Source organism: Neoroseomonas terrae (assembly GCF_018129025.1).
GTDB lineage: Bacteria > Pseudomonadota > Alphaproteobacteria > Acetobacterales > Acetobacteraceae > Neoroseomonas > Neoroseomonas terrae.
This window is the reverse complement of sequence record NZ_JAAEDI010000001.1, coordinates 266,110-291,341: the sequence shown is the minus strand read 5'-3', so window position 1 is coordinate 291,341 and position 25,232 is coordinate 266,110. Positions and strand designations below refer to the sequence as shown.

Sequence of the window (25,232 nt, the reverse complement as noted above, 5' to 3'; positions counted from 1 at the left end):
TTCCTCAGCGGGGCGACTAACCTAAGGCCTCAACCCCAGTCCGTCAACCCCGCCCCACCAGCGGCGTGAGCGGGCTTTTACGGGGCGTCGGGGGGGCGGTCAACCCCCCTTTCGCCAAGAAAGAAACCATTCCGCAAAACGCGGAATACCGACCTCGATCGGGGTACGGGGCTCATAGCCGCAGATCGTCCGGATCGCGTCGATATCCGCGAAGGTCTCCGGCACATCCGTCGCCGGACGCGGCGCATCCACGACGATGGCGGGCCGGCCGAGCGCCGCCTCCAGCACCGTCACGAAACGCCGGACCTCCACGCTGCGATGGTTGCCGATGTTGAGCAGCCGCGGCGTCGACGCCGGTGCCGGGTGGTCCAGGCAGCCCACCACACCTGCCGCGATATCCTCGACGAAGGTGAAATCCCGCTTCAGGCGACCCGCGTCGTAGAGAGTGATGGCGCGCCCAGCCAGGATCGCGTCCGCGAACATCCAGGGCGCCATGTCCGGTCTGCCCCATGGCCCGTAGACGGTGAAGAACCGCAGCCCTGTCTGCGGCAGACCGAACAGGTGGGCGTAGGATTCGCTAATCAGCTCGCCCGATCGCTTCGTCGCAGCATAGAGCGACACCGGATGGTCCACCCGATCCGTCTCGGCGAAGGGCAGTTCACGATTCCCGCCATAGACCGAGGATGAAGAGGCATAGACCAAGTGCTCCAGCCGCGGCAGGCGCCGTGCCAGCTCCAGCACCACCAAGTGCCCCATCACATTGGCCTGGACATAGGCGTAGGGGTCGACCAGCGAATGCCGAACCCCCGGCTGGGCCGCCAGATGGACAATCCGCGTCGTTCCAGGCTCGAGGCCCGCCAGCGCCAGCATGGCCTCACGATTCGCCACGTCGGCCGCCAGGAACCGGAAGCCTCGCCGCGATTCCAGCCTCGCGAGGCGGGCACGCTTGAGACCGACATCGTAATAGGCATTGAGGTCGTCTATCCCGACCACCTCATCGCCGCGGGACAGCAGCAGCTCGGCCACATGCATGCCTATGAAGCCGGCCGCACCGGTCAGCAGCACGGTCATGCGCGCACCAACCGATCCTCGAGCAGTTCCAGCACCGCGTGCCCCAGTGCGATGTGTGCTTCCTGGATCCGGGCAGTTTCGTTGCTGGGCACGATCAGAGCGTGATCGCAAAAGGCTCGGGCCGGACCGCCGTCTCCTCCAAGAAGGCCGACTGTCATGATCCCCATGCCCCGCGCCGTTTCCAACGCGCGCAGTACGTTGGGCGACCGGCCGCTCGTGGTGATGCCGAACAGCACATCGCCCGCTCGCCCGAGTCCCGCCAGGGGGCGAGCGAAAACCTCATCGAAGCCATAGTCGTTGCCCCCCGCCGTCAGCGCCGTCGGATCGAGCGTAAGGGCAATCGCCGGCCACGACGGGCGTTCAACCTTTGACCGCAGCCGCACCAGCCATTCCGTCGCCAAGTGCTGCGCATCGGCCGCGCTGCCGCCGTTGCCGCAGAAGAACAGCTTGCCCCCGGCGCGCATCGACGCCTCGCAGGCGTCGACGATGGCGATGACGGCACTGGTCGCTTCTTGGGCGAGGCGACGCCGCAGCAAGGCGCCATCTTCCATCAACCGGGCGAATCGCGCCGCCTCGTCCATGGTCAGCGCGCCGTCGCCAGGGAACGTCCGTCGCGTGACTGCCGTATAGCCAGGGCGACCGAGCTCCTCATGAGGGGAGCGACCAATCCGCGACGGTCCACCATACAGCCTCCCGCAACTGCGCCAGGCCGGGCCTCGGCCTCATGCCGCAGATGACATGATGGCCTGCTCCACTCAAGCCTGCGTCACTGCTGCCTCGGCGAAGCCGGCGCGAATCGCCTCCGCCAGCGTCTCCGCCACAGGGCCGTCGCTATCGCCCGTCACCAGAACGATCGAGAAATCGGGCAATGGCGGCATGCCGTCCTCGGGCCCCAAAAAGCGAAGGCCCGGCGGCAGCGGCCCAGGCAGGCCAATGGTCACTGCCAGCCCCGCCAGCGCCGGCGCCAGGGTCCCGGCCTGCGAAGTACTGGTATAGGCGGTCCGCCAGGGGATGCCGGCGGCATCGAGGGCACGCACGGCAGCGCGTTGCCACACGCAGCTCGGCTGCGCTCCAGCCAACGGTAAGGGTGATCGCCGGTGCGTCGCATGGCTGGCCGAGCCGATCCAGCGCAACCCGGCCTGCCAAAGCGGCTGCCCAACCATGCCTGCCCGCTCATTGCCGCCCGATAACAGGGTCAGGTCGATCTCCTCCCGCACGAGCCGTTCGACCAGCTCGCTCGAGGGCGCGCAGGTCACCGCCACTTCGACAGCCGGATGCACCTCGGCAAACCGAGCGAGGATGCCAGGCAACCAGCGCAGCGCGTAGTCGTCGGGCGTACCGAGCCGAACCGTCCCCGACACCGGCGGCATGCGGAAGGTGGTGATGATCTCGTCGTGCATGGCAAGCAGCCGCCGCGCGCGCTCCAGCAGCCAGGCGCCATGTGCCGTCGTTTCGACGCCGCGCGGTCCACGCAGCAGCAGCGATTGCCCGAGCGTATCTTCCAGCCGGCGAATCTGCATCGAAACCGCGGACTGCGTCCGGCCAACGGCGTTGGCCGCGCGGGTGAAGGACCCACCCTCGGCGATCAGTACGAAGGAACGCAGCAGATCGGGATCGATGCCGGGGGGAATAGCCAGCATTGGGAGGTCCTCCAGGCGAGGAGATATCAACGATCCTGATGTTCATCGTCAAATGATTTCGTTTTCCTGATGGCGCCTCGGACACCATTCTTCCCGCCAGACGCTTTCAGGAGGGCTGCCACATGACGATTCAGACCGTTCCCGCTTCCCTCGCCGCCGCGGCAACCATCCCGCGCAACGCCGCCTGGATCACCTGGCTGCGCCGCGTTCTCCATGCCGCGGAAAGCCGCCGGCACCTTGCCGAGATGGATCGCCGCATGCTCTCGGACATCGGCATCAGCCGCGCCGAGGCGCTGGAAGAAGCCGCCCGCGCACCATGGGATCTGACGGCGCGTCGGCGGTGACAAGGCGAATGAACAACGCCGCCTGAAGGCAGGCCGTCGGCAGGTGGAGAAATTGGGGTGGCCTGGGAGATCGATGGCTCTGCCGGCCGTAGCCGCGGGCGCAGCGCTCGCCGGCGGAGCAGCGTCACTATCTTGCCGCCCGCAGCCCGTACCGCCGGGCGGCATCAGAGGCGATGCGGAGCCGCTGTACCGCTGTAGCTGCGCGCCTTGTTGGCACGACCGGGTCAGCGGCGGCCCCCGCAGTCGTGCTCCTCACCGCTTCCACGCGAGCGCTGCGATCGCCGCTCGACTTACCTTCCCTACTGCATCCCGCGGAAGCGCCGGCACCATGACGACGGGCCGTGGCAGAAAGGCCGGTTCGACCTTGGACCGGAGCGCGGCGACCACCGCCTCCGCATCCAGTCGTGGCGCCACCACGGCGGCGGCCAGCCGCGCGCGCGGATTCACATCGAGATCGTCCGGCGCCACGAACACGCCGTCCTCCACCCCGTCGATGCCCGTCAGGATGCGGGTCAGCCCGGCGAGCGAGGCCCGCTTGCCGGCAAGCTTCACCATATCCGCCAGCCGACCCTGCAGCCGGAAGCGGCCCTCACCGACCCACTCAAGGCGGTCGGATAGCGGCACCGGGGTCGGCAGACCGGGCACGGTCACGCGCGCGCCGCCCGAATCGATCTCGAAGCGCATGCCGGGATAAGGCTCCCACACCTCGCCATCCAGCGTGCGGCGGGACGCAATCGAACCGGCTTCTGTGGCGCCATAGATCTCGCGCACCGGCGCGCCCCAGGCGACCTCGGCCTCGCCCGCCAGTTCCGCCGCCAGCGGCGCCGTGGCGGAAATGACGCCCGCCATCGCCGGTAGCGCCACCTGGCTGCCGAGCAGAGCGCGCATTTGCAGCGGCGTCGTCACCAGCAGCCGCGGCGCCGGCAGCAGTGCGAGCGCCTCGGCAATGTCGGAAGGGTAGAAGACGCTTCCGGCATGCCCCGCCCCGCCGCCATGCAGCGGCATCATCACCGTCGTCTCGAAGCCATACATATGCTGCGCGGGGACGGTGCCGAGGATGCTGGTGGCGCCTGTCACGCGGAAGCGTTGCGCCGCCGCGCGTGCGCCGGACACCAGCGCCCCCCACGGTTTGGCATGTGGCTGGGGCTCACCGGTGCTACCCGAGGTGAAGCTGATCGCCGCGACGGCATCTTCCGGGATCGCCGGATTCGGTCCCGCGTCGCCCGGTGACGCATCCGGCCGTATCACCGGGACGGGCAGCACCGCGTCGGTATCGGACAGGGCATAGCGCGCGCCATGCCCCCGCGCGATGTCGGCGAGCCGCGGCGCGGACCGGTCGGCCGAGAGCAGCGTCACCTGGCCGCGCGACAGCGCCGCGGCGAAGGCCACCAGCGCGAGATACCGGTCGGCGCAGAAATTCAGCACCGGCCCCTCATCGGGCAGGCGGACCGCGAGTGCCGCGACCTCGGCGAGGAAGCGGGCCGTCGTCACCGGAACCGCGCCGCGGCGGAAGATCACCTCATCGGCGCGGCGGCTCGTCAGCCTTTGCGCGCCCGTGGTCGTCACGCCGCCCGGTTCTTCTCGATATGAGCCGAAAGCGCACGCAGCGAGGCAAAAATGCGATGGTTCCGCTCGTCGTCGGAGCGCAGCTGGAAGCCGTAGCGCCGCGAAACCGCCAATGCGATCTCCAACGCATCGATGGAATCGAGCCCGAGCCCGTCCCCGAACAACGGCGCGGCCGGGTCGATCTCCTCCGGCGCGGTCTCGAGATGCAGCGCGTCCACGATCAGGCGCGCGACCTCCGCTTCCAAGGAGAGGGTTGTCGTCAAGCTTGGGCCTCCCGCCGCGCACAAATGCCACCCGGGAACTGCCGCCGGCCACGCCGATGGCCTTGACGGGGACCGACGGTACGGCGACCTCGGTCGCCATGCCGTCCTGTCCCGGAACCCATACCTATCAACGCGAAAGCGGCCGAACAAGGGCGATGGACAGCGCTGCGCGAGCCTTTGCCTCCCTGCCCCCTCTGTTCACCTTCACCGTGGATGTCGAGATCCATCCGGGCGGCGCCTGCGCAGCCGCGCCGACCCGCCGGCTGCTCGACCTGCTGGAGGCCTCGGATTCGCGCGGTACGTTCTTCATCCTGGATGACGTTGCCCGCACCGACCCCTCGCTGGTGCGAGAGATCGCGGGGCGCGGGCATGAGGTCGCCTCCCACGGGTATGCCCATCGGCACCTCGCGACCGAGACACCGGAATGCTTCCGCACCGGCATGGCGGGGGCCCGCAGCCGGTTGGCGGACCTCGCCGGCCGAGCCCCGACCGGCTACCGCGCGCCTTACTTCTCGTTGACGCCCGCCGCCGGTTGGGTGCCGGCGGTTCTGGCGGAGCTCGGCTTCGCCTATTCATCCTCCCTCCTGCCGGCGCGCAATCCGCTAGCGGGGTGGCCAGGGGCACCGCGCCGGCCGTTCCGCTGGGATGGCGGGCTGCTCGAACTGCCGGTGCCGCTGGCGCGGTTCGGTCCGGTCGCCGTGCCATTCCTCGGCGGGATGTATCTGCGCTGGCTGCCGGGCTGGCGGCTGAAGGCACTGGCACGGAACTGGGCGGCCGCCGACGGGGGCGGGGCGTTGTGGTCATATTGCCACCCCTATGACCTGGACACTGCCGAACGCCTCGGTTGGCGGGCTGATGTCGGCCGATTCGCCAGCCTGATGCTGTGGCTCAACCGCCGGTCGACGCTGCCGCGACTTCAGGGACTGCTGGAGGGCCGGCGATCAGTGCCTTTCACAGCAAGGCTGCCCGAACTGGTCGCCCAGGCCCCGATCTGGCGGCCGGCACCTTAACGAGCGCTATTCCCGACGGCAGATCCGGGCCTCCGCCGCCTCAAGTGCCCCAGCCACTTCCGCAGTGCCGAGAACGATGTCGCGCGGGCCGTCCTCCCGCAGCCGGTCGGCGGCGCAGAGGCAGAGGCCCGCGATGCGCTCCAGCGGCCAGTCCGGCCGGCTGCCCAAAGCGTCCTTGAGGCCGAGGGTGCAGCGCCAGCGGAACAGGGCGTCACCGAAAGGCGTAGCGAGCGCAGCCTGCCCGCCAGTGGGCGGGGCGACGCTGGGCAGCGAGCGTGGCGGCGGCGCGGGCGCGGCGCCCGGCGCCATGGCCACGCCGCGGGAAGGCGGTGGATTGCTGCCGAGCCAAGCCAGCCCAGCGCCGACCGCGGCCAAAAGGACCAGCAGGAAGACGATACGGGTCACACCCCACCATGCCGCGCGCGGCAGCAGCCGTTAAGGGGTTGTGGATCGGCCGCCGAGGCCACGGTGGCGATTTCACCCCGATGCGATCTGCTCTACCCTTCGCCCATGCGGTATCCAACCCCGTCCGCCGCACCAGCGTCGCGCCCTTCCAGCCCTTCGCCCTCCTGCCGATGACCGGACGTGCCCGGAGAATGGGTGTCGGTACGATGCCGGCAGCAGCGCTCGCGACTGTGCTCCTTGCGCTGCCGGGCTCGGCACAGGTGCCCGGCCTTGGACCCGTGGACACCCGGCACGCCGTCTCACCCGCCGAAGCCCCCTTCGATGCCATCGCGCTGATCGAGACGACGGCGGGCGGGCGTTGCACCGGGGCCCTGGTTGCACCCCGTGTGGTGCTGACCGCGGCCCATTGTCTGGTGACGAGCGACGCTGCCGGCCTCGTCGCACCGGGGGAGATCAGCATCCGGCTCGGGGGGCGGACGGTGCGCGGCACGGCGCTGCGCAGCGGGCCGGGCTTCAACCCGGCGCGCGAGGAACCCTGGCGCGCGGATTGGGCCATGATCACTGTCGCGGCGCCGCTCGGCGGCGGCCACGCGCTCCGTATGCTACGCGAGGCTCCGGGCCTCGGCATGCCGGTGACGCTTGCCGCCTGGCAGTACGACCGGCCGGACCTGCTGATGGCTGACCGCGCCTGCCGCGTCGTGACCGTAGCGACCTTCGGAACCCAGGGCATCCTGGTCGGGCACAATTGCGCCGGGACTGTCGGCAGTAGCGGCGCGCCAATCCTGGTGCGGGCACCAGGTGGCTACGCCGTGGCCGGCGTGCAGGTGAAGGCCGCATTGGGGCAGCCACTCGGTGTCGCCGTGCCGGCCTTCACGATCCCGGCCCCCTGACGACCCGCCGTCGGCGGGGTAGCCAGTCCCGCCGCGCCGCGGCGCTACTCGGCCGCGTCGGGCCGCGCGCGGTGAGGGCCCAGGATTTCCTCGTCATGTTCGCCGACCGCGGGCGGGTTCAGTCGCACGCCCAGGCGCTCGGGTCCGAACTGGATGGGCAGGGCGGGCACGGCAGCGGCGCGGCCATCGGCCATAGTGATCGGCAACAGCCCGCCGCTCGCCATCAGATGCGGATCCTCGAACAGATCCCATGGCTTCGCGATACGGGAGAAGGGCAGGCCGGCGCGCTCGCACATCGCTTCCAGTGTCGCGATGTCGTGCCTGATCAGCAGCGACTGCACGAGCGGGATCAGCACCGCCCGCCGCTTCGCGCGTTCGGTGTTCGTCGCGTAGTCCGGGCTGTCCAACGCCGGTTCCTGCAATTCGCGGCGGAAGATCTCCCACTGGCGGTCGGTTACCACCCCGATGAAGATCTGCTGGCCGTCCTTGGTGTCGAACACGTCGTAAACGCCCCAGGAGCGGCGGCCCGCCGGCATCGGCGGCGGTTCCTGCCCCGACAGCGCCTGCTGCAGCATGGTGGTGGACATGAGGAAGGCCGCGTTCTCGAACAGGCCGGATTGCAGGTGCTGACCGCGCCCGGTCGTCTCGCGCTGGCGCAGCGCACCCATCACGGCGATGACGCCGAACATGCCGCCCATCATGTCGTTCACCGGCGCGCCGGCGCGCAGCGGCCGCCCGACCGGGCCAGTCATGTAGGCGAGGCCCGCCTGCATCTGCACGACCTCATCCAGTGCGGTGCGGTTTTCATACGGTCCGGGCAGATAGCCTTTCAGCGACAAATAGATCACGCGCGGATTGCGCGCGGAGAGAGCGTCGTAGCCCAAGCCTTTCGCATCCAGCCCACCCGGGCGGAAGTTCTCGATCACCACGTCGGCGGTATCCGTAAGACGCTTCAGCGTCTCGACGTCATCGGCAGCGTCCGTGTCGATCTGGACCGATTTCTTGTTGCGGTTCAGTCCGGGGAAGAACCCGGCGCCCGAGGCGATGAGGTAGCGCGTGCGGTCACCCTTTCCCGGCGGCTCGACCTTGATCACCTCGGCCCCGAGATCGCCAAGGATCATGCCGCAGGTCGGGCCCATGACCATGTGGGAGAATTCGATGACGCGGATCCCGGCAAGCGGGAGCGAAGGTGTCATGACGGTGTCCTCAGTGAAGCGGCACTATTACTGGGCACATTGGGTCGAATGCCGTCCGCGCCCCGGCGCCTGGGATCGGGCTCCAGAAGCCCCGTGGGTTCGGGGAGGGAAACGCCCTTCCCTGACCTACTTTCAGGCCGCCCGCGCCTTGGCCCGGAACGCCGTCAGCGATCCGCCGCGCAGCAGCGCCGAGGGCAGCGTGCGGCCGAGCACCTTCTCGGCGAGATGGCCTGCCGCGATCAGCGCATCAACGTCGATGCCCGTCTCAATCCCCATCTCCTCACAGAGCAGGACCAGTTCCTCCGTCGCGATGTTCCCTGGCGCGCCGGGATGCCCGGCAAAGGGGCAACCGCCGGCACCGCCGACAGCCGCATCGAATTCCGCCACACCCATGCGCAGCCCGGCGAGCGCATTGGCGATGCCGAGGCCGCGCGTGTCGTGCAGGTGCAATGACACGGCCTGATCCGGCCAGCGGGAGCGGACCTCGCCGACCACGCGCTCTATGTGCAGCGGGTTGGCCCAGCCCATCGTGTCGGCAAGGGAGATGCGCTCGATCTCACAGCCGGTCTCGGCGGCAAGCGTCATCACATCCGTGACCGCCGAAATCGCATGGGCCGGCGTGACCTCGCCCTGGAAGTTGCAGCCGAACGCCGCCTGGACCGAGGCGCGCGTCACCGGCACCCCGGCCGCCTGATGTTCGGCGATGTTCTCGCGCATCGCGGCGAGCTGGCCGGCGCGGTCGCGGTTTAGGTTGCGGAGCGAGAAGGCCTCCGATGCCGCGACGGTGATCGACCCCTGGATCGTCAGCCGGTCCTTGAACGTCAGAGCGCGCTGCAGGCCCTGCGGGTTGAACCACAGCGCCGTGTAGGACACGCCCGCCTTCGGCGTGAAGCCGGCAACGACCTGGTCCGCATCCGCCCAGCCGGGCACGCGCTTCGGACTGACAAAGGACGCCACCTGCAGCTTCGACACGCCCGTCGCGGAAAGCGCATCTATCAGCGCAATCTTGTCAACGGTCGGCACGGGGGTCGGGGCGATCTGGAATCCCTCGCGCGGGCCTTCCTCGGCAATGCGCACGCGGCGCGGCAAGTCGGTCATCGCCGTCTCCTCCTCGCCGGTCCGGCCGGCGTCGTTAATTCTGTTGCGCAGAATTGAATTCTGTTAGAAAGAATAATCCCAATGACGAGCCTCGATGTCAAGCCAGAGGCGCCCGCGCGCCGCCGCGGTCGCCCCGCCCAATCCGGTCCGCCCGCGGCTGACCAGCGGGTGGATGCGGTGGAGCGCGCGCTCACGCTTCTCGAAGCATTCGCCGACGGGACCAAACTCCTGACGCTCACGGAGTTGTCCACGCGCGCCGGGCTGTACCCAAGCACTGCGCTGCGCCTCGCGGGTTCGCTGATCCGCTTTGGCTACCTGGCGCGGGGCGCGGAGGGTAGCTACAGGCTCGGCCCCACACCCTTGCGGCTCGGGGGGCTGTATCGCGCCGGCTATGACCTGGCGGAACAGGTGCGCCCCGCCCTGGTCCGGCTGGTCGCGCGCACGGGCGAAACCGGCGGCTTCTACGTCCGCGACGGTGATCGCCGCATTTGCCTGTTCCGCGAACCCTCCCCACGCCCGATCCGCCTGCATATCGAGGAAGGCGCCGCCATGCCGCTCGACCGCGGCGCGAGCGCCCATGTGCTGATGGCCTTCACCGGGGGCACGCTGCCCGTCCACGAGGCGGTGCGCCAGGCCGGGATCGCGACATCGATCGGCGAACGGGATCGGGAGACAGCCGCCGTCGCCGCGCCCGTCTTCGGCCGGGCGGGGCGGCTGCTCGGGGCGCTCGGCGTGTCCGGGCCAATGGTGCGTCTCGGCGTGTCCGAGGCGGAGCGGATGGCGCCGATCGTGCAGGAGGAAGCGCGCGCCTTGTCGCAGTTGCTTGGCGGTTGACATAGCGCGAAGGGCGATGGTGCCGGCGAGGAGGGCCGCCCCATCGGCCTACCATGCGACGCAGCGCGCTCCCGCCAGCACCGCATCGCCACGCAAGCGGACCAGCCCATCGCCGGAGAGTGTCATGCGGAAGCGCCCGCCTGGCTGCATCTCGGCCGGCGGCGTCGCGTCCAACCCGCCCGCCCCCGGCGCCGTCACTTCCCCCGTGCGGCAGCCAGCGCCGAAATCGAGCAAAGCTTCGCCCGCGACCCGTAGGCCGCGACGGCCAGCACTGATCAGGCCTGGCCCGGCCACCTCGCACAGCCGGGCGGCCGGGGCGGCATGGCGCAGCGGCGGCGGTGGCGCGGCGCGGCCATCGCGCGTCAGTGGGCAGACCAGAGGGCCGGCACCTGCCGGCGACCAGTTCGTGCAAATGCGACGGCAACCTTCCATCGCCGGCGACAAGCCGTGCGGCGACAACAGTGCAAAGCTCTGCCCATGCCCCGGCAGGACAGCGTACAGCGGCGCCGATCCGTCGCGCAGCGCGGCAAGGGCAGCGTGGTCGGCAGGCGCGCCGACTTCGGCGATCCCGCTCAGGCTCCACAACGCGGTCTCCGCCGGCAGACCGACGGCGAGGAAGGCCGTCGGCTTCGCCGTGCCCAGCACCACCGCGCCGGGCGCCAGCGCCGGCCAGTCCACGGCCAGGTAGCGATCGTCCAGCGGCGCCCGCAGCGCCGGCACCGGCTTCGTCAGCGGGAACGCGGCGATCACCGCGACCGCCGCGACGCCGATCGCGGCCCGCACCGGCAAGGCCGTCAGCGCGGCGATCAGCAGCGCCGGGGACAACGCTTCCAGCACGAAGGCGTAGCGGTAGATCGAGAAGACCGGCAGCCAGATGGCATAGGCAATGACCAGGAAGGCCGCGACCGGCAGCGCGGCGTGCCGGGCCGGCGCACGGCGAAGGAAGGGCAGGGCGAGCGCGGCCAGCAGACCGGCCGCAAGCCGCGGGTCGCGCATGCGCTCCTCGGTGACGCGCGGCAGGTCCGATACCGCCCAGAGGAAAGGCCGGACCAGCGCCTCGGTCAGCGTCGCGGGCATGAATTGCAGGTCCCGGCCGGCGCGCGGCACCCCCTCCCCCGCATGGAACAGATCGTTGAAGTAGGGAAAGAGCGGGTTGCCTGTCTGCGCCGCCAGATGTGCCGCCCACCAGCCGCCCGTCGCGACGATGCCGAGCAGCCCGCCCAGCGCGCAGGCCAGCAGCGCCGCCGGAAGGCGCCGGTCCCAGCCGACCCGTACGACGATCATCGCCGCCAGTGCCGGCGCGAAAGGCGCATTGGTCAGTTTCAGTCCGATTGCCGCGCCGCAGGCGACACCCGCCAGCGCGCCCGCTCGCCATGGGTGCCCCTCCCCCGGTCGCAACAGCGCCAGCACGCCGAGGAGCACCAGCCCCCCCGTCACGACGTCGCCGGACGTCGTCCCGACCTGGCTGCGGAACACCGCCCCGCCGGCCGTGCCGATCGCAGCCAACAGCGCCAGCAGCTCGGCGCGCGGCGCATCGGCCAGCATGTGGCGCGCGCAGCGCCAGGCAACCCAGAGCACCGCTCCGGCCGGCATCCCCATCAGGAAAGCGGCGAGGCGCGGCCAGTCGTTCAGCTTCCACAGCAGCAGCGCGAAAGGAATGTCGGGCAGCGGGTTGTGAAATCCCTGCATCCCCGCCGCCAGCCGATCGAGCGGCCGGTCCACGAACAGTCGCCAGGGTGCATAGACATGGTAGTTCTGCGCATCCCAGCCTCGATCCGCACCCATCACCATTGAGGCGAAGCCACAGCCCAGCATCAGCAGCGCGAGCACGGCGAGGCCCGATCGCGCTGCCAGCACCCCTGCCAGAGCGTTTATCCGGGACCGCGACACCGCCCCCGTCACGTACGACGGAACACGACGATGAGGTTGTTGGCGGGCATCGCCGTCACCTCCGGCGGCCCGAACCCCGAGGAGGCAGCGAGGGCGGCCACGGCCTCGAGGTCCCGCACGCCCCAGGTGGGGTTACGGGCGCGCAGGTCAGCGTCGAACGCCGCGTTGGATGGTGCCGTATGCGCCCCGCCGCGCCGGTAGGGCCCGTAAAGGATCAAAGGCGCAGCGGACGGCAGGATCGCGGCGGCGCCGCGCACCAGCCCCTCTGCCGCGGCCCAGGGCGCGATGTGGATCATGTTGATGCAGACCACCGCATCGGCCGCGTCCAACGGCCACGCCGTTGCTGAGGCATCCGCCGGCAGCGCCGACCGGATATTGGCCAGGCCAGACTCAGCGACCCAGGCATCGATGCTGGCGCGGGCGTCGGCATCAGGGTCACTGGGCTGGAACGTGAGATCGGGCAGGGCTGCCGCGAAGTGGACCACATGCTCGCCACTGCCGCTCGCGACCTCGAGCACCAGCCCCGTCGGCGGCAGATGGCGGCGAAGGACCTCGAGGATCGGGTCGCGATTGCGCGCGGCGGCGGGGGCGAAGCGGCGCAGGTCTGGGTTCGTCATGGGACAGGGCATCCCGCGATGTGTGCCAACTGGCAAGGTGGCGCGCCACAGACCAATCGGAGCTTGGAGAGACTGAAACCAGACCGCACACGTTCCAGGATATCGCGTTTCATGCCGCTCCTTCCCGCGGTCGGCAATATCAACGCTGCGCGAGCCGGGCGACGGCCGCACCTGCAGCCCGGTTGGGGGCGGTGCGTAACAACCCCCGCGGGCGGACTCCGGAACATCCGAAGCCCTGGCGTCGGGCACCGCATTGACCAATATGACGCTCCTCGCTCACAGCGGCCGCCCATTCGGTCAGGAGATCAGAATGACGACGACGGAGAAGACCTACCCCGTCACGCACAGCGACGCCGAATGGCGTCGGCTGCTGACGCCGGAACAGTACCGCATCATGCGCGAGCATGGCACGGAACGGCCCGGTTCCTGTGCCCTGCTGGTCGAGAAGCGCGCGGGCGTGTTCTCCTGCGTCGGCTGCGACACGCCGCTTTTCCGCTCGGGCCGGAAGTTCGAGAGCGGCACGGGCTGGCCGAGCTTCAACGACCCGCTGCCCGGCACGGTCGAGACCACGACCGACCGCAGCTACGGCATGGTCCGCACGGAGGTGCATTGCGCGACCTGCGGCAGCCATCTCGGCCATGTGTTCGAGGATGGACCGCCGCCGACTGGACTGCGCTACTGCATCAACGGCGTGGCCCTGAACTTTACGCCGGAAGGCTGATCAGCCCCGCATATCCGCGGCAATCAGGTCGGCGGCCTTCTCGGCCACCGACAGGACGGTCGCGTTGATGTTGCAGACGGGGATGTCCGGGAAGACCGAGGCATCCGCGACGCGCAGCCCCTCGATCCCGCGGAAGCGCAACCGCGCATCGAGCGGTGCGGCGGGGTCGCCGCCCATCCGCACCGTGCAGGACGGGTGATAGACGGTCCCGCCGGTAGCCTTCGCCATCGCGAGCAGGTCCTCGTCGCTCTGCACATCGGCGCCGGGCCGGACCTCCTGAGCGACGACACCCTGCAAGGGCGCGGCCGCCATCCAGCGCCGCGCCAGCCGCAGGCCGCGCACGACGCACGCCTCGTCGGCCCGTTCCGTCAGGAAACGCGGGGCGATCGCCGGTGCATCCTCGGCGCGCGCGGATTTCAGCGTAACGGAGCCGCGGCTGTGCGGGCGGCACTGCCAGACGCCGAGGGTGAAGCCTGGCTCCGTCTCCGGCACGCCGATGCGGCCATCCTGCCAGGAGATCGGCCCGCCATTGATCTGGATATCGGGCGCATCCAGCCCCGATTCCGTCCGCGCGAACAGCGACATCATCCCCGGCGACCAGGTCAGCACGCCCTTGCCGGAGGTTATCCAGCGCAACACTTCAAGCCCGAGCCGCGGCCAGACGATACGGCGGTTCGCCGACCAGCGATGATCCGTCAGCCGGAAGGTCAGACGGACGATGTAGTGGTCCTGCAGGTTCTGCCCGACGCCCGGCGCGTCGAGCACCGGCGCGATGCCGTGCTGCGCGAGATGCGCCGCCGGGCCGATGCCGGAGCGCATCAGCAGATGCGGCGACCCGATCGCACCGGCCGACAGCACCACGCCGAAGCGTGCGCGGATCAGTCGTTCCTCGCCGCCGCGGCGGATCAGCACGCCCACGGCGCGGCCATCCGCGATCACGATGCGCAGCGCGAGGCTGTTGTCGATCACCGTCAGGTTCGGCCGCGACAACGCCGGGACAAGATAGGCGCGCGCCGCCGAGATGCGCCGCTGCCCGCGCCGCGTCTGCTGGAAGGTGGCGAAGCCCTGGCGTCGCGGACCGTTCATGTCGGCATTCACGGGCAGGCCGATCGTCTCGGCCGCGGCAGCGAAGCGGTCGAGCAGCTCGGGACGCTCGGCGAGATGTTCGATCGGTTGCGGGCCTGTCGTGCCACGGCCCTCGCCGCCGCCGGCGAAGGATTCGTGGCGCATGAAATAGGGCAGCAGATCGTCCCACCCCCAACCGGCGCAGCCCTTCTGCGCCCAGAGGTCGTAATCTGACGGGTCGCCCCGCACGTGGCCGAGCCCGTTGATCGAGGACGACCCGCCCCACACCCGCCCGCGCGGATAGTCGAGCGCGCGATTGCCCGTCGCGGCATCCGGTTCCGTCCGATAGCCCCAGGTCAGCTTCGCATGGTCGAGGATGCGTGCGTAGCCAGCGGGGATGTGGATGTAGGGGTGGCGATCCCTGCCGCCGGCCTCGATGACAGCGACGGTCGCGCCGTCCGCGGAAAGCCGGTTTGCCAGCACGCAGCCGGCGCTGCCGGCGCCGACGATCACATGGTCGAAGCTGTCAGTCGTCATCGCCCGGCGGGATGCTCCCTGCCTCCACTGCCGGCACGTCCCGCGCGACGGCCAGCATCAGTCGCCGTAGCCAGGCATGGCCGGCATCGCTTTCCAGGCGCCGATGAAAAATCATCGACAGCCGCGTGTGTCGGATCTCGACTGGCGATTCCCGCACCACCAGGCCATGCGCCTCGGCCAGCAGGTTGGCGAGGCGGCCCGACAGCGTCATCACCATATCCGTGCGCGCCAGGATGTCAGGCACGGCGGACAGATGCGCGACCACCGCGCCCAGCCGACGCTTCCTGCCCCGCGTGGCCAGCGCCACGTCCAGCGCCCCGTCGCGCGACCCATTCGGCGAATGCAGCAGATGCGGGAAGGTGATCAGCCGGTCCTCGGTCAGCACGCCCTTCGCCAACGGATGATCGCGGCGCATCAGGGTCATGAAGCCTTCCGGCAGCAACCGCACGCGAGTGAAGATGGCGGGCGGCTCCGGCAGCACGGCGATGGCGAGTTCCGCCTCGCAGCGTTCCACCAGGTCCTGCCAGTTGGTGCGGTCGGCGTGACGGACCGCGAGCAGGCAGCCCGGCGCTTCGCGCGCCATGCGCTCCAGCAGCGGCGGGGCAAGCACAGCCTCGGCGTACTCCGACAGGGCGACGACGAAGACGCGGTCCGACGTTGCAGGGTCGAAGGGTGCCCTGGCACTCAGCGTCTCGCGGAGGCGATCGAGCACCTCGGCGACCGGACCGGCGAGGGCGAGCGCCAGCTCCGTCGGCTCCACGCCGCCGGGGCGGCGCAGGAACAGCTCATCGTTGAGCGTGGCCCGCAGCCGGGACAGCGCGTTGGATACCGCCGGCTGCGACAGGTTCAGCCGTTGTGCCGCGCGCGTCACATGGCGCTCGCGCGCCACCGCGTCGAAGACGCGGAGCAGGTTCAGATCGAGGGTCGAGAGGTCTGCCATTCGCGCCGGTGATGATGGACGTTCCGAAGCCGCGTTGGAAGCCGCCGGCGGCGCCGGGGCATGGTCCGCGCCAGAGAGGCCGGACTGGGCCTTACCTGACAAGGATGACGACGATGCCCGACACCAAGGTCACAACCCCCTATGCCGCTCTTCTGCTCCGCGTGAGCATGGGCGTGCTGTTCCTCGCCCATGGCGGACTGCTCAAGCTCGGAACCTTTGGTCTGGCGGGAACGATGGGCTACTTCGGATCGCTGGGTTACCCGCCCGTCTTTGGCGCCATCGTGATCGCGGCCGAGATCGGGGCGGGCGTCGCCCTGATTGCCGGTGTCGGCGTGCGGGTGGTCAGCCTCCTGGCGCTGCCGATCATGATCGGCGCGACGTTGCTGCACGTCCCCAATGGCTGGCTGTTCAGCGCCCCGCGCGGCGGTTGGGAGTTTCCGGCCTTCTGGACGCTGCTGCTGCTGGTCCAGGCCGGTCTCGGCGCCGGCGCCCTTGCGCTCGACGTGAACAAGCTACTCGGCCGGAAGGTGATCCCGGCCAGCGCCTGACCATCGCGACGGAGGCGGGATCGATCCCGCCTCCGCGGAGCGACGCCGAGACCCATGACTGACGTCTGGGGCGCTCAGACTGCGCGGCCAAACGAAGCTGCGTCGCATGGCGACGAGAAGGACCGGACACATCGCGAGATTGGAGAGGACCGCCGCGGAAAAACAAAGCTTCGCCCGGCCAACGCGCCAATCCGCCAATCATTTACCCACGCCGGTTCCGTAGGGCCTCTGCCTGCTCGTAGAAGCGCTTTTCCCATGCCTTCTGGTTGTCGGCGCCCTCGCGGATGAAGGGGGTGAAGACGGCGAGGTTCAGCAGCAACCAGTTGACCAGCCGGGCCGGGAAACGCAGCGGCTTCACGAAATCGACGAACAGCACCACGCGCGTCCTGTCGGTGTGGTTCCAGGCCTCGTGTTCGTAGGCGTCGTCGAAGATCAGGACCTTGCCTTCCTCCCACTGGCAAGTCTGCCGGTCGACGCGGATTGCGAGCTTCTCCGCCGGCGCTTGCGGCACGATCAGGCCGAGATGCAGCCGCAATACGCCGTTGTACGGACCGCGATGCGGCGGCAGGTGCTTGCCGGGCTCGAAGATCGAGAACATCGCCGTCTTGAGGCCCGGGATGCGCTGCATGATGCGCCAGGTGTCAGGGCATTGAGCGATGTTGCGCTCGGAGGAGAGGCCGTAGCCGGTCAGGAAGAACGTCTTCCACGCGCTGTCCGCGCTGATCGTCTTCACGTCGCCCGACAATTCGTGAAAGCTCGGCAGATCCTTCTGGCGCACCAGCAACGGTTCCAATTCAGCGCGGATCCGGTGCCAGTCCTTCTCGATCTCGCGCGCCCAGGGAAAGGACGCGGTGTCGTAAACGGGCGGGTTGCCGACCTTGGAGTAGCGAAGGTTCAATCGCTCGGCCATCGCCACCATCGCCATGAAGAAGCGGGTGACGCGGCTCGGCCGCTCCATGGGGGCAACGCCCGCGGTACCGAAACTCTGCTGGGTGTTGGCGGGTCGAGCCGCAGTCATCGCATCGTCAGTCACCCATCATTCTCCCTTCACCGGAAGCACCCGTTCATCGATTCCGCGCCGCGATCCGCGTCGGAACAAGCGATGATAGCGCATTTCTGCGATTCAGTCTCATTTGCAAATATGGAATCCTTGAGGCAATCCGCCGCGTTGACAGGCCGGAAAAGCGCCGACAGCCTCCTGGCGCCAGGAACGCCCGGAAGCCGCCGCCGGTTCCCGGAACTCAGAAACAAGATGAAGGGACGGCCACATGGCATTTCCGCGTCGCACCCTGTTGGCCGCAGCCGCAGCTTCCCCGGTCCTTTCGCCTCGCCCGGGGCACGCACAGCATTCCTATCCAACGCGCCCGATCAGGCTCGTCGTCGCCTGGGCGCCGACCGGGTCGATCGACACAGTGGCCCGCAAGATCGGGCAGAAGCTGTCAGACCAGATGGGCCAGCCCTTTGTGATCGAGAACCGCTCCGGCGGCTCCGGCACGATCGGGGCTGCCGAGGTCGCCCGTGCCGCCCCCGATGGCTACACGCTGCTGGCGATCGACAGCACCTACGGAATGATGCCCTTCCTTCACAGTCGGCTGTCCTTCAATCATGCGGAGGCTTTCCGGGTCATCACCATCACCGCCTTCACGCCGGTGATGGTCGCTGTGCATCGCGATTCGCCGTACCGGACGCTGCAGGACCTGACGGACGCGGCGCGGCAGAATCCTGAGAAGATTACCTATGGCAGCGGTGGGGTCGGCAGTTCCGTGCATTTCGCCACGGCCGCCTATGAGCTCGAAGCCGGGGTGAAGCTGTTCCACGTGCCCTATCGCGGCGGCGGGGAGGCAGTGACGGCCGTGCTTTCGAAGCAGGTGGACGTCGTCTTCGCCTCGCCCGGCTCAGCCGTCGGCGGCGCCACCGCGGTGCTGCGGCCGCTGGCGATCAGCGGCAACGCACGCATGCCCGCACTGCCGGAGGCCCCGACCTTCGCCGAGGCGGGGCTGCCGGGCTACTCCGTCACGCACTGGTCCGGCCTCGGCGCCCCGCGCGGCACGCCGCCCGAGATCATCGAGCGGCTCTACACCGAGACGGCCCGCGCGCTCCAGACACAGGACGTGCTGGACTTCTTCGCCTCCATTGCCTGCCTGCCCGGTGGCGCGCCGCCCGCCGAGGTGGAACGCCTCATGGCCGAGGAAACGGTACGCTGGCGCCGTGTGGTCGAAGCCGCAGGCATTCAGCCGCAATGACGCAGCGCGCTTGCGACGTCGTAGTGATCGGCGCGGGCTGCGCCGGCCTCGCCACCGCCATAGCGGCGCGAAGCATGGACCTCGACTGCATCGTGCTGGAGAAGGCGGCGACGTTCGGCGGCGGGAGCGCGATCTCGAGCGGCTATCTGTGGGTTGGGGCCAACCATCTTCACGCGGCGGCCGGCGGCACTGACACGCCGGAGGCGGTAGCGGCGTATCTTCGTTACGTCGGCGCAGACGGCATCGACGAGGCCCGGATGGCCGCCTTCATCAAGGAAGCACCGCGCGCGCTGCGCTTCTTCGAGTCGGCGGGCATCCCCTTCCGCGTCAGCCCACGTATCGACCATTACGGCGCCGCGCCGGGTGCAATGGCCGGCGGGCGCATCGTCGATACGCCACCAATCGACGCGGCCTTGCTGGGGGACCAAGGCGGGCAGGTTCTGCTACCCGCCGGCCCGCTGTTCCGCCTGGCCGGATCGACACTGCCCGGCGGGGCTAACTCCCCCGCCTTCTGGGCTGCCGCCGAGCAGGCAGCGCGCGAGCAGCCCGGCCTGCGCGCCAGCGGCGCCGGACTGATCACCTGGCTCGTGAAGGTCGCCGCCGAGCGCGGCGTCACCCTGCGGACGAACGCCGCGGTCGAGCGCCTGACCATGGCGGATGGGCGCATTAGCGGCGTCGTAACGGTGGGCGGCGTCACAATCACAGCGCGGCGTGGCGTGGTGATTGCGTCGGGTGGCTACGAATCGAGCCCCACGCTCGTACAGCGCTACGAGGCCTTGCCGGACTGGCAGTCCATGTTCCCCGACAGCATCGCCGGCGACGGAATGGTGATGGCCATGGAATGCGGTGCGGCCACGCAGGTGATCGGCAACAACCTGTCTCTATTCCTCGGCTTTCGTAACCCGGATGAGGCGCCGGATGGCGTTGCCCTATGCCGCCTGTCCGGCACGCAGGAACTGCCTGCGCCGCACACCATCACGGTAAACCGTCACGGGCGGCGCTTCGCCGACGAATCGTTCTTCCAGGCGATGGCGCCTGCCCTGCGCCACTTCGACGTCGTGGCACGCACGCAGCCGAACCTGCCGTGCTGGCTGATCTTCGACCAGCAATTCGCCGACCATTCTTCCTTTGGCGGTCGGCCGCCGGGCGCCGAGATCCCTCGCTGGGTCCACCAGGCGCCCGACATTCCGACGCTGGGCCGGCAGCTCGGCATCGATGCCGACGGTCTTGCGGAGACCGTCCGAACCTTCAATGCCGATGCGCGGAACGGTGTCGATCGCGGCTTCGGCCGGGGGCATTCCGCCTGGGGGCTGAATCGCTACGATCCGCGCAGCACGCTGGGTCCACTGGAGGCCGCGCCGTTCTACGGCATCCAGCTTCATCCGACCGCGTTGTCCTCGGCGGGGCTGCTGGCCGATGCGGAGGCGCGCGTGACGCATCTCCGCGGCCATCCGATCCCCGGCCTGTTCGCCGTCGGCAACGCGGCAGCAAGGACGGAAACAGGGTCAGGATACCAGACCGGCTACTCGTTGGCGTCAGGCCTGACCTTCGGCCTGATTGCGGCGCGCTGCATGGCGGGAGGCGGGTAGGCCCCCCGCAAGCAGATCGTCGTGCACCAGAGGTTCAACGATCTCCGGCTGGCTTGGAGAGGAGCCGACGCCCTTCCCCGATTCTGATTACCGCTCCAGGCACATCGCAACGCCCATCCCGCCGCCGATGCACAGCGTCGCCAGGCCCTTCTTGGCGTCACGCTTCTGCATCTCGAACAGCAGGGTCGTCAGCACGCGGGCGCCGGACGCCCCGATCGGATGGCCCAACGCGATCGCGCCGCCATTCACGTTCACCTTCGACGTGTCCCAGCCGAGGTCCTTGTTCACCGCGAGCGCCTGCGCCGCGAAGGCCTCGTTGGCTTCGATCAGGTCGAGGTCCTCGTGCTTCCAGCCGGCCTTCGCCAGCGCCTTGCGCGACGCCGGAATCGGCCCGGTGCCCATGATCGACGGATCGACGCCGGCGGTGGCCCAGGACACGATACGCGCCATCGGCGTGATGCCGCGCTTCGCCGCCTCATCGGCCGTCATCACCACGATTGCCGCGGCGCCGTCGTTGATGCCGGAGGCATTGCCCGCCGTCACCGTGCCGTCCTTGTTGAAGGCAGCGCGCAGCTTCGCCAGCACTTCCATAGTGGTCTCGGGCTTCGGGTATTCGTCATCGCTGACGACGACATCGCCCTTGCGGCCCTTCACGGTGACCGGGATGATCTCGTCCTTGAAGCGGCCGGACTTCATCGCCTCGCCAGCCTTGCGCTGGCTGTTGAAGGCGAACTCGTCCTGCTCGGCGCGGGTGATCTGGAACTTCTGGGCCACGTTCTCGGCGGTGTTGCCCATGTGGTACCCGTGGAAGGCATCCATCAGCCCGTCGCGCAGCATGGTGTCGATCAGCGCGAGGTCACCCATCTTCTGCCCGGCGCGGAGCTGCTGAGCGTGCGGGGCCTGGGTCATGCTCTCCTGCCCACCGGCGACGACGATGCGGGCGTCGCCCGTCGCGATCTGCTGGGCGGCGAGGGCCACGGCGCGGAGGCCGGAACCGCAGAGCTGGTTGATGCCGAAGGCGGTGTGCTCGACCGGGATGCCGGCATTCACGCTCGCCTGGCGAGCGGGGTTCTGGCCGGAGCCGGCGGCCAGGATCTGGCCCATGATGACTTCGTCCACGTCGCCGCCTTCGATCTTGGCGCGCTCCATCGCGGCCTTGATCGCGGCGGTGCCAAGGACATGAGCGGGCAGCGAGGCGAAGGCCCCGTTGAACGAACCGACCGGGGTGCGGGCGGCGGAGGCGATGACGATTTCGGTCATGACTGGCTGCTCTCCGTTGGCAGGGTATTGACCCGAAACATGCGCCGCTGGGCCGGGCGCTACAAGCACGCCGCCGTGACACCCAACCCGAGGTTGATTGGCTGGCTATACGGGACGACACTAGACTCACGAAGTCGGGAGATCACATGAAGAAGCTGTTTGGCTTGCTGCTGCTCGGCCTTGGGGCCTGTGGCACAACGCAGCACCCCATGCCTTATGCTGCACCCGCGGGAATCACGGGTAACCGGGCGCCCGGACCGGTCGCCCGCGTGACAGAGGTGCAGAACACGCGCCGGACGGGGCGCGAGAACGACCGGTGGATCGGCGCGATCCGCGGCGGCTATGGCAATCCGCTGAAGACCCTCGAAGCCGACAGGCCGGTGAGCGAGGTCGTCCGCAGCGCGGTGGACGACGCCTTGGCGGCGCGCGGCTGGCTGGCGCCGCAAGACCCGCGCGTCGACGTGCTGGTGACCATCCGCCAGTTCGACGCCAACCGCTTCGCGCGGCTGGAGGCGACGGCGGACATCGAACTCACGCTGCGCCAACGCGGCACGGGCCGCGTTCTTTGGCAGGGGGCAGAGCGCGTCTACAACCTCAGCGGCAGCATCTTCGCGCTGGACGGCGGGGTCCTCGCTTCGACGGACGAGTTGCACGCGTTGATGCTGCGCACGATGAACGAGGCGATCGACAAGCTGTTGGACCGGCCGGAGGTCGCGGCCGCGCTACGTCAGGCTTCCCAGCCAGGCGCATAGCGGGCGCCACAGCGCGGCTTCCGCCCCGGTGCCGGCGACCATGCCGATGTGGCCGCCGGCGGCAATGTGGGTATGCGCGTGCCGTAGCCGTGTGGCGGCTGCGGCGGCGGATTCGGGCGGCACGATGCGGTCACGCTCCGGGATGCCGGCGAAGGCCGGACCGTCCCAGGCCGCCGGGTCGATCACCTGCCCAGCGATGCGCCAGCCGAGCCGTCCGGGCTCATTGCGCCCGTACCAGCCGGCGAGGCATTGCCGCGCGACCGGCGCGGGCAGCGGCACGCCGTCATTCAGCCAGTCCTCCAGCGCGACGAACAGCGCGGCACGGGCCGATTCCGGCTTCAGCCGCGCAAAGGCGCGGAATTTCTGCGCGATGCCGAAGGGATCGAGCATCGCGAACAGCGACTGGATGGTATCGACCGGCAGGGCGCCGGTCGGCTCCATCAGCGTCTCGAGCCCCGGCACCAGGGCGGCGGCGGTGCGCGCCCGGCGCGGCCCGTCCGGGCCGGCGTGGAAATCCCAGGGTGTCGCGAGTAGGGCGAGCGCCCGTACCCGGTCCGGCCGGCGCAGCGCCGCGGCGAGCGCCAGCAGCCCGCCCATGCAGTAGCCCGCCAGCACGACCGGGCCAGGGGCAGCCGCGAGCGCTCGTTCCAGGCGCCCGGCGACGTAGTCGGTCAGGGTGAAGTGGCGTTCCGCCTCGCCCGGCCAGCCCCAGTCGAGCAGGAGCGTCCGGAAGCCCTGCCCCGGCAGCCAGCGCATCAATGACCGTTCGGGCGTCAGGTCCAGCACATAGGCACGGTTGACGAGGGACGGCACGAACAGCACCGCCGGCCCCTCCCCGCCGAAGTCGAGCAGGCGGGACCCGCCCTCGGCCCAGATGGCGGGCGGGTCGGCCATCTCCCGCATCCAGGGATGGCGGCGATAAGCGGCAAGGCCCGCGATCATCGCCCGGTCGGCCCGGGCGAGCCGCATCAGGACGGCGGCGCCAAAGGCCTCAGCCGCGTGGCCGCCGGCCGCGAGGGCCGCGAGGATCCGGTCCCGTTCCACCAGCCCCGCCTTCGAGATCGGCCAGGCGGCGCTCGAGTTCGGCCAGGCGTTCGGCCATGGCATTGCGGGCAGGCTGGTCGCCGCCGCCATCGCCCGCAGGCCCGCGAGGCCCAGATGCAGCGGCAGGGGGCGCGGTCCACGGCGGCGAAGCGGTGCCGTCATGGCCGCCGCCGGGCCGATAGCGCGGCGCCATGGCGGTGGCCGCGCGCATCCACGCCGCGCCAAGCGCAGCCCAGGCGGCCCATTGCTCGGCCAGTTCCGGATCGGCGGCCAGTCCGGCGATCTCGCTCTGCCACAGCGCGATCCAGTCCTCCGCGAGGCTGTCGATATCCTCAGGCGGTTCCATAGGGGTTCCTCGCGCGGCGGACCATAGCGGCAGAGCCCGGCCGAAGGAACGCACGGAATTTGCTGCTTTCGCTGCACCGCATTGAGCGTCTACGCTACCGCTCCAAACGACCAGGGGCGAGGCGTGATGTCGATGGCCGGCAGTGCAGCGGCGGCAAGCGGAGCGCAAGGCAATGAAACGGCGGCGGCACCGCCGGTGGTGGTCAAGAAATACGCCAATCGGCGGCTCTACAACACTGAGGCCTCGACATACGTCACCCTGGACGACCTGGCGAAGATGGTGCGCCACGGGCGCGACTTCGTGGTCTACGATGCCAAGTCCGGGGATGACATCACGCGGTCGGTGCTGACGCAGATCATCGTCGAGGAGGAGAGCAAGGGCGGCCAGAACCTGTTGCCAACGGCCTTTCTCCGGCAGCTGATCGGCTATTACGGCGACAACCTCCAGGGCTTGGTGCCGCGCTACCTGGAGTTCGCCATGGCTTCCTTCGGCCGGCAGCAGGACCAGATGCGCCGGACCATGGAGCACACCATGGTGGGCGGCTTCATGCCTTTTCCGAATATCGAGGAGCTCGGCAAGCAGAACATGGCGATGATGGAGCGCGCCATGAGCCTGTTCGCCCCCTTCGGGCGCCGCGAAGATGCACCGGCGGAAGTCGACGCGCTGAAGGCTGAGATCGAAACACTGCGCCGTCAGCTCGCCAGCCTTAAGGATGCAGAAAAGAGCGGCTGACCGTTTCCATCACGACTGCGCGATACGCGCGAGAGTAGAGAAGTAACCTTGCTGGCACACGCAATCCGCGCTATGGTAAGGCCATTGCCATGACGATGAATTCGATCCCTCCCTCGGCCGATATCGAGATCAGCGTGGACGACGCGTCGACGCAGCGCGCCAGCTTGGTTGATCATCACGTCGGCGCCCGCATACGCGAGCGGCGGACCATGCTCGGCCTATCGCAGCAACAGCTCGCGAAGATGATCGGCGTCACGTACCAGCAGGCTCACAAGTATGAGCGGGGGCTGAATCGGATCTCGGCCGGTCGCCTGTTCGAGATCGCGCAGGTGCTCAACGTCCCGGTCTCCTATTTCTTCGAGGGATTGCAGCCGGGTGTGGAGACGCCACCCATCTCGTCCCGCCAGCGGATGTTCCTGGAACTGGCGCGCAACTTTGCCCTGATCGACAATGACAAGCATCAGGAAGCGCTGAGCCAGATGGCGCGGGCGCTTGCCGCGCAGTCCCAGGCGCAGCAGCGCGACCGCGAGGAATGAGCCCCAACTTTTCCTGATACGTCAGGGATCGGGTGCGGATCAGGTTCATCGCTTAACTGCGATGAGCCGGCCTGACCGTGGCCCCATGCGGTGCC

General features: G+C 69.3%; 27 protein-coding genes. 11 read left to right on the top strand and 16 right to left on the bottom strand.

Annotation, left to right across the window (positions count from 1 at the left end):
* Positions 1-99 precede the first annotated feature (99 nt).
* The 3 genes from GXW78_RS01375 to GXW78_RS01365 form a co-directional block, all read right to left on the bottom strand.
* On the bottom strand, positions 100-1,071 hold the full coding sequence (locus GXW78_RS01375) for an NAD-dependent epimerase/dehydratase family protein (RefSeq protein ID WP_211865368.1): 972 nt from the start codon (positions 1,069-1,071) through the stop codon (positions 100-102).
* A complete protein-coding gene (locus GXW78_RS01370) occupies positions 1,068-1,652 on the bottom strand; it encodes a D-sedoheptulose-7-phosphate isomerase (protein ID WP_211865367.1) in 585 nt (194 codons plus the stop codon). Before GXW78_RS01370 ends, GXW78_RS01375 begins: the two co-directional genes overlap by 4 nt.
* 174 nt (positions 1,653-1,826) lie before the next feature.
* The gene (locus tag GXW78_RS01365) at positions 1,827-2,711 is read right to left on the bottom strand and encodes a LysR substrate-binding domain-containing protein (RefSeq protein ID WP_211865366.1); all 885 of its coding nucleotides are present in this window, start codon (positions 2,709-2,711) and stop codon (positions 1,827-1,829) included.
* Between the two features lie 122 nt (positions 2,712-2,833).
* Between GXW78_RS01365 and GXW78_RS01360 the strand changes: the two genes are divergently transcribed.
* A complete protein-coding gene (locus GXW78_RS01360) occupies positions 2,834-3,055 on the top strand; it encodes a DUF1127 domain-containing protein (RefSeq protein WP_211865365.1) in 222 nt (73 codons plus the stop codon).
* Positions 3,056-3,307: 252 nt separating this feature from the next.
* Here GXW78_RS01360 and GXW78_RS01355 read toward each other — a convergent pair whose 3' ends face one another.
* Together GXW78_RS01355 and GXW78_RS01350 are read right to left on the bottom strand one after the other, a co-directional pair.
* Positions 3,308-4,621, bottom strand: coding sequence for an AMP-binding protein (locus GXW78_RS01355; RefSeq protein WP_211865363.1), 1,314 nt, complete (start codon positions 4,619-4,621; stop codon positions 3,308-3,310).
* Positions 4,618-4,884 (bottom strand): phosphopantetheine-binding protein, encoded by a 267-nt coding sequence (locus tag GXW78_RS01350; protein ID WP_246521740.1) that lies wholly within the window; start codon positions 4,882-4,884, stop codon positions 4,618-4,620. The genes GXW78_RS01355 and GXW78_RS01350 overlap by 4 nt, the downstream gene beginning before the upstream one ends.
* 56 nt (positions 4,885-4,940) lie before the next feature.
* Here GXW78_RS01350 and GXW78_RS01345 point away from each other — a divergent pair, with 56 nt between their 5' ends.
* Positions 4,941-5,894 (top strand): polysaccharide deacetylase family protein, encoded by a 954-nt coding sequence (locus tag GXW78_RS01345; protein ID WP_211865359.1) that lies wholly within the window; start codon positions 4,941-4,943, stop codon positions 5,892-5,894.
* 6 nt (positions 5,895-5,900) lie between these two features.
* Here GXW78_RS01345 and GXW78_RS01340 read toward each other — a convergent pair whose 3' ends face one another.
* Positions 5,901-6,299: a hypothetical protein gene (locus GXW78_RS01340; RefSeq protein WP_211865357.1), complete on the bottom strand. Its 399-nt coding sequence runs from the start codon at positions 6,297-6,299 to the stop codon at positions 5,901-5,903.
* A gap of 80 nt (positions 6,300-6,379) precedes the next feature.
* On the opposite strand from GXW78_RS01340, the gene GXW78_RS01335 reads away from it, so the two are divergent.
* On the top strand, positions 6,380-7,189 hold the full coding sequence (locus GXW78_RS01335) for a trypsin-like serine peptidase (RefSeq protein ID WP_211865355.1): 810 nt from the start codon (positions 6,380-6,382) through the stop codon (positions 7,187-7,189).
* A gap of 44 nt (positions 7,190-7,233) precedes the next feature.
* On the opposite strand, the gene GXW78_RS01330 is transcribed toward GXW78_RS01335, so the two are convergent.
* The gene (locus GXW78_RS01330) at positions 7,234-8,385 is read right to left on the bottom strand and encodes a CaiB/BaiF CoA transferase family protein (protein ID WP_211865353.1); all 1,152 of its coding nucleotides are present in this window, start codon (positions 8,383-8,385) and stop codon (positions 7,234-7,236) included.
* A 132-nt stretch (positions 8,386-8,517) separates the two neighbouring features.
* The gene (locus GXW78_RS01325; protein ID WP_211865351.1) at positions 8,518-9,483 is read right to left on the bottom strand and encodes a hydroxymethylglutaryl-CoA lyase; all 966 of its coding nucleotides are present in this window, start codon (positions 9,481-9,483) and stop codon (positions 8,518-8,520) included.
* A gap of 81 nt (positions 9,484-9,564) precedes the next feature.
* On the opposite strand from GXW78_RS01325, the gene GXW78_RS01320 reads away from it, so the two are divergent.
* Positions 9,565-10,317, top strand: coding sequence for an IclR family transcriptional regulator (locus GXW78_RS01320; protein WP_211865349.1), 753 nt, complete (start codon positions 9,565-9,567; stop codon positions 10,315-10,317).
* 48 nt (positions 10,318-10,365) lie between these two features.
* On the opposite strand, the gene GXW78_RS01315 is transcribed toward GXW78_RS01320, so the two are convergent.
* Both GXW78_RS01315 and GXW78_RS01310 read right to left on the bottom strand, forming a co-directional pair.
* Entirely contained in the window at positions 10,366-12,147 is a 1,782-nt protein-coding gene (locus GXW78_RS01315; protein ID WP_211865347.1) for a glycosyltransferase 87 family protein, read from the bottom strand.
* A 68-nt stretch (positions 12,148-12,215) separates the two neighbouring features.
* Complete coding sequence (locus tag GXW78_RS01310; protein ID WP_211865345.1) at positions 12,216-12,824, bottom strand: DUF938 domain-containing protein; 609 nt, start codon at positions 12,822-12,824, stop codon at positions 12,216-12,218.
* A gap of 310 nt (positions 12,825-13,134) precedes the next feature.
* Between GXW78_RS01310 and msrB the strand changes: the two genes are divergently transcribed.
* Complete coding sequence (gene msrB / locus GXW78_RS01305) at positions 13,135-13,545, top strand: peptide-methionine (R)-S-oxide reductase MsrB (RefSeq protein ID WP_211865344.1); 411 nt, start codon at positions 13,135-13,137, stop codon at positions 13,543-13,545.
* Here msrB and GXW78_RS01300 read toward each other — a convergent pair whose 3' ends face one another.
* Positions 13,546-15,147 (bottom strand): GMC family oxidoreductase, encoded by a 1,602-nt coding sequence (locus GXW78_RS01300; protein ID WP_211865343.1) that lies wholly within the window; start codon positions 15,145-15,147, stop codon positions 13,546-13,548.
* On the bottom strand, positions 15,137-16,087 hold the full coding sequence (locus GXW78_RS01295; RefSeq protein WP_211865342.1) for a LysR family transcriptional regulator: 951 nt from the start codon (positions 16,085-16,087) through the stop codon (positions 15,137-15,139). The genes GXW78_RS01300 and GXW78_RS01295 overlap by 11 nt, the downstream gene beginning before the upstream one ends.
* Before the next feature lie 113 nt (positions 16,088-16,200).
* Here GXW78_RS01295 and GXW78_RS01290 point away from each other — a divergent pair, with 113 nt between their 5' ends.
* Positions 16,201-16,635 carry a DoxX family protein gene (locus tag GXW78_RS01290; RefSeq protein ID WP_211865341.1) on the top strand — a complete coding sequence of 145 codons (435 nt, stop codon included), beginning with the start codon at positions 16,201-16,203 and terminating at the stop codon, positions 16,633-16,635.
* Positions 16,636-16,837: 202 nt separating this feature from the next.
* Here the strand turns inward: GXW78_RS01290 and GXW78_RS01285 are convergent, their stop codons facing one another.
* A complete protein-coding gene (locus GXW78_RS01285) occupies positions 16,838-17,593 on the bottom strand; it encodes an ornithine lipid ester-linked acyl 2-hydroxylase OlsC (protein ID WP_246521739.1) in 756 nt (251 codons plus the stop codon).
* Between the two features lie 310 nt (positions 17,594-17,903).
* Here GXW78_RS01285 and GXW78_RS01280 point away from each other — a divergent pair, with 310 nt between their 5' ends.
* Both GXW78_RS01280 and GXW78_RS01275 read left to right on the top strand, forming a co-directional pair.
* Positions 17,904-18,878, top strand: coding sequence for a Bug family tripartite tricarboxylate transporter substrate binding protein (locus GXW78_RS01280; protein ID WP_211865340.1), 975 nt, complete (start codon positions 17,904-17,906; stop codon positions 18,876-18,878).
* Complete coding sequence (locus tag GXW78_RS01275) at positions 18,875-20,467, top strand: FAD-dependent oxidoreductase (protein ID WP_211865339.1); 1,593 nt, start codon at positions 18,875-18,877, stop codon at positions 20,465-20,467. The genes GXW78_RS01280 and GXW78_RS01275 overlap by 4 nt, the downstream gene beginning before the upstream one ends.
* Positions 20,468-20,554: 87 nt before the next feature.
* On the opposite strand, the gene GXW78_RS01270 is transcribed toward GXW78_RS01275, so the two are convergent.
* Positions 20,555-21,727 carry an acetyl-CoA C-acetyltransferase gene (locus GXW78_RS01270; RefSeq protein WP_211865337.1) on the bottom strand — a complete coding sequence of 391 codons (1,173 nt, stop codon included), beginning with the start codon at positions 21,725-21,727 and terminating at the stop codon, positions 20,555-20,557.
* Positions 21,728-21,891: 164 nt separating this feature from the next.
* On the opposite strand from GXW78_RS01270, the gene GXW78_RS01265 reads away from it, so the two are divergent.
* Positions 21,892-22,479: a YajG family lipoprotein gene (locus tag GXW78_RS01265; RefSeq protein WP_211865335.1), complete on the top strand. Its 588-nt coding sequence runs from the start codon at positions 21,892-21,894 to the stop codon at positions 22,477-22,479.
* On the opposite strand, the gene GXW78_RS01260 is transcribed toward GXW78_RS01265, so the two are convergent.
* The gene (locus GXW78_RS01260) at positions 22,450-23,523 is read right to left on the bottom strand and encodes an alpha/beta fold hydrolase (protein ID WP_338147657.1); all 1,074 of its coding nucleotides are present in this window, start codon (positions 23,521-23,523) and stop codon (positions 22,450-22,452) included. The genes GXW78_RS01265 and GXW78_RS01260 overlap by 30 nt on opposite strands.
* The gene (locus GXW78_RS27725) at positions 23,471-23,869 is read right to left on the bottom strand and encodes a hypothetical protein (RefSeq protein ID WP_246521738.1); all 399 of its coding nucleotides are present in this window, start codon (positions 23,867-23,869) and stop codon (positions 23,471-23,473) included. Before GXW78_RS27725 ends, GXW78_RS01260 begins: the two co-directional genes overlap by 53 nt.
* Positions 23,870-24,001: 132 nt before the next feature.
* Here GXW78_RS27725 and phaR point away from each other — a divergent pair, with 132 nt between their 5' ends.
* A complete protein-coding gene (gene phaR, locus GXW78_RS01255) occupies positions 24,002-24,601 on the top strand; it encodes a polyhydroxyalkanoate synthesis repressor PhaR (protein ID WP_211865397.1) in 600 nt (199 codons plus the stop codon).
* Positions 24,602-24,690: 89 nt separating this feature from the next.
* Complete coding sequence (locus tag GXW78_RS01250) at positions 24,691-25,137, top strand: helix-turn-helix domain-containing protein (protein ID WP_456307067.1); 447 nt, start codon at positions 24,691-24,693, stop codon at positions 25,135-25,137.
* Positions 25,138-25,232: the final 95 nt, after the last annotated feature.

Bases quoted from the DNA above. Each gene is read 5' to 3' on its own strand.
- GXW78_RS01375 (WP_211865368.1), bottom strand. From the start codon at position 1,071: ATGACCGTGCTGCTGACCGGTGCGGCCGGCTTCATAGGCATGCATGTG.
- GXW78_RS01370 (WP_211865367.1), bottom strand. From the start codon at position 1,652: ATGGACGAGGCGGCGCGATTCGCCCGGTTGATGGAAGATGGCGCCTTG.
- GXW78_RS01365 (WP_211865366.1), bottom strand. From the start codon at position 2,711: ATGCTGGCTATTCCCCCCGGCATCGATCCCGATCTGCTGCGTTCCTTC.
- GXW78_RS01360 (WP_211865365.1), top strand. From the start codon at position 2,834: ATGACGATTCAGACCGTTCCCGCTTCCCTCGCCGCCGCGGCAACCATC.
- GXW78_RS01345 (WP_211865359.1), top strand. From the start codon at position 4,941: ATGGCCTTGACGGGGACCGACGGTACGGCGACCTCGGTCGCCATGCCG.
- GXW78_RS01335 (WP_211865355.1), top strand. From the start codon at position 6,380: ATGCGATCTGCTCTACCCTTCGCCCATGCGGTATCCAACCCCGTCCGC.
- GXW78_RS01330 (WP_211865353.1), bottom strand. From the start codon at position 8,385: ATGACACCTTCGCTCCCGCTTGCCGGGATCCGCGTCATCGAATTCTCC.
- GXW78_RS01325 (WP_211865351.1), bottom strand. From the start codon at position 9,483: ATGACCGACTTGCCGCGCCGCGTGCGCATTGCCGAGGAAGGCCCGCGC.
- GXW78_RS01320 (WP_211865349.1), top strand. From the start codon at position 9,565: ATGACGAGCCTCGATGTCAAGCCAGAGGCGCCCGCGCGCCGCCGCGGT.
- GXW78_RS01310 (WP_211865345.1), bottom strand. From the start codon at position 12,824: ATGACGAACCCAGACCTGCGCCGCTTCGCCCCCGCCGCCGCGCGCAAT.
- msrB (WP_211865344.1), top strand. From the start codon at position 13,135: ATGACGACGACGGAGAAGACCTACCCCGTCACGCACAGCGACGCCGAA.
- GXW78_RS01300 (WP_211865343.1), bottom strand. From the start codon at position 15,147: ATGACGACTGACAGCTTCGACCATGTGATCGTCGGCGCCGGCAGCGCC.
- GXW78_RS01295 (WP_211865342.1), bottom strand. From the start codon at position 16,087: ATGGCAGACCTCTCGACCCTCGATCTGAACCTGCTCCGCGTCTTCGAC.
- GXW78_RS01290 (WP_211865341.1), top strand. From the start codon at position 16,201: ATGCCCGACACCAAGGTCACAACCCCCTATGCCGCTCTTCTGCTCCGC.
- GXW78_RS01285 (WP_246521739.1), bottom strand. From the start codon at position 17,593: ATGGAGCGGCCGAGCCGCGTCACCCGCTTCTTCATGGCGATGGTGGCG.
- GXW78_RS01280 (WP_211865340.1), top strand. From the start codon at position 17,904: ATGGCATTTCCGCGTCGCACCCTGTTGGCCGCAGCCGCAGCTTCCCCG.
- GXW78_RS01275 (WP_211865339.1), top strand. From the start codon at position 18,875: ATGACGCAGCGCGCTTGCGACGTCGTAGTGATCGGCGCGGGCTGCGCC.
- GXW78_RS01270 (WP_211865337.1), bottom strand. From the start codon at position 21,727: ATGACCGAAATCGTCATCGCCTCCGCCGCCCGCACCCCGGTCGGTTCG.
- GXW78_RS27725 (WP_246521738.1), bottom strand. From the start codon at position 23,869: ATGGAACCGCCTGAGGATATCGACAGCCTCGCGGAGGACTGGATCGCG.
- phaR (WP_211865397.1), top strand. From the start codon at position 24,002: ATGGCCGGCAGTGCAGCGGCGGCAAGCGGAGCGCAAGGCAATGAAACG.
- GXW78_RS01250 (WP_456307067.1), top strand. From the start codon at position 24,691: ATGACGATGAATTCGATCCCTCCCTCGGCCGATATCGAGATCAGCGTG.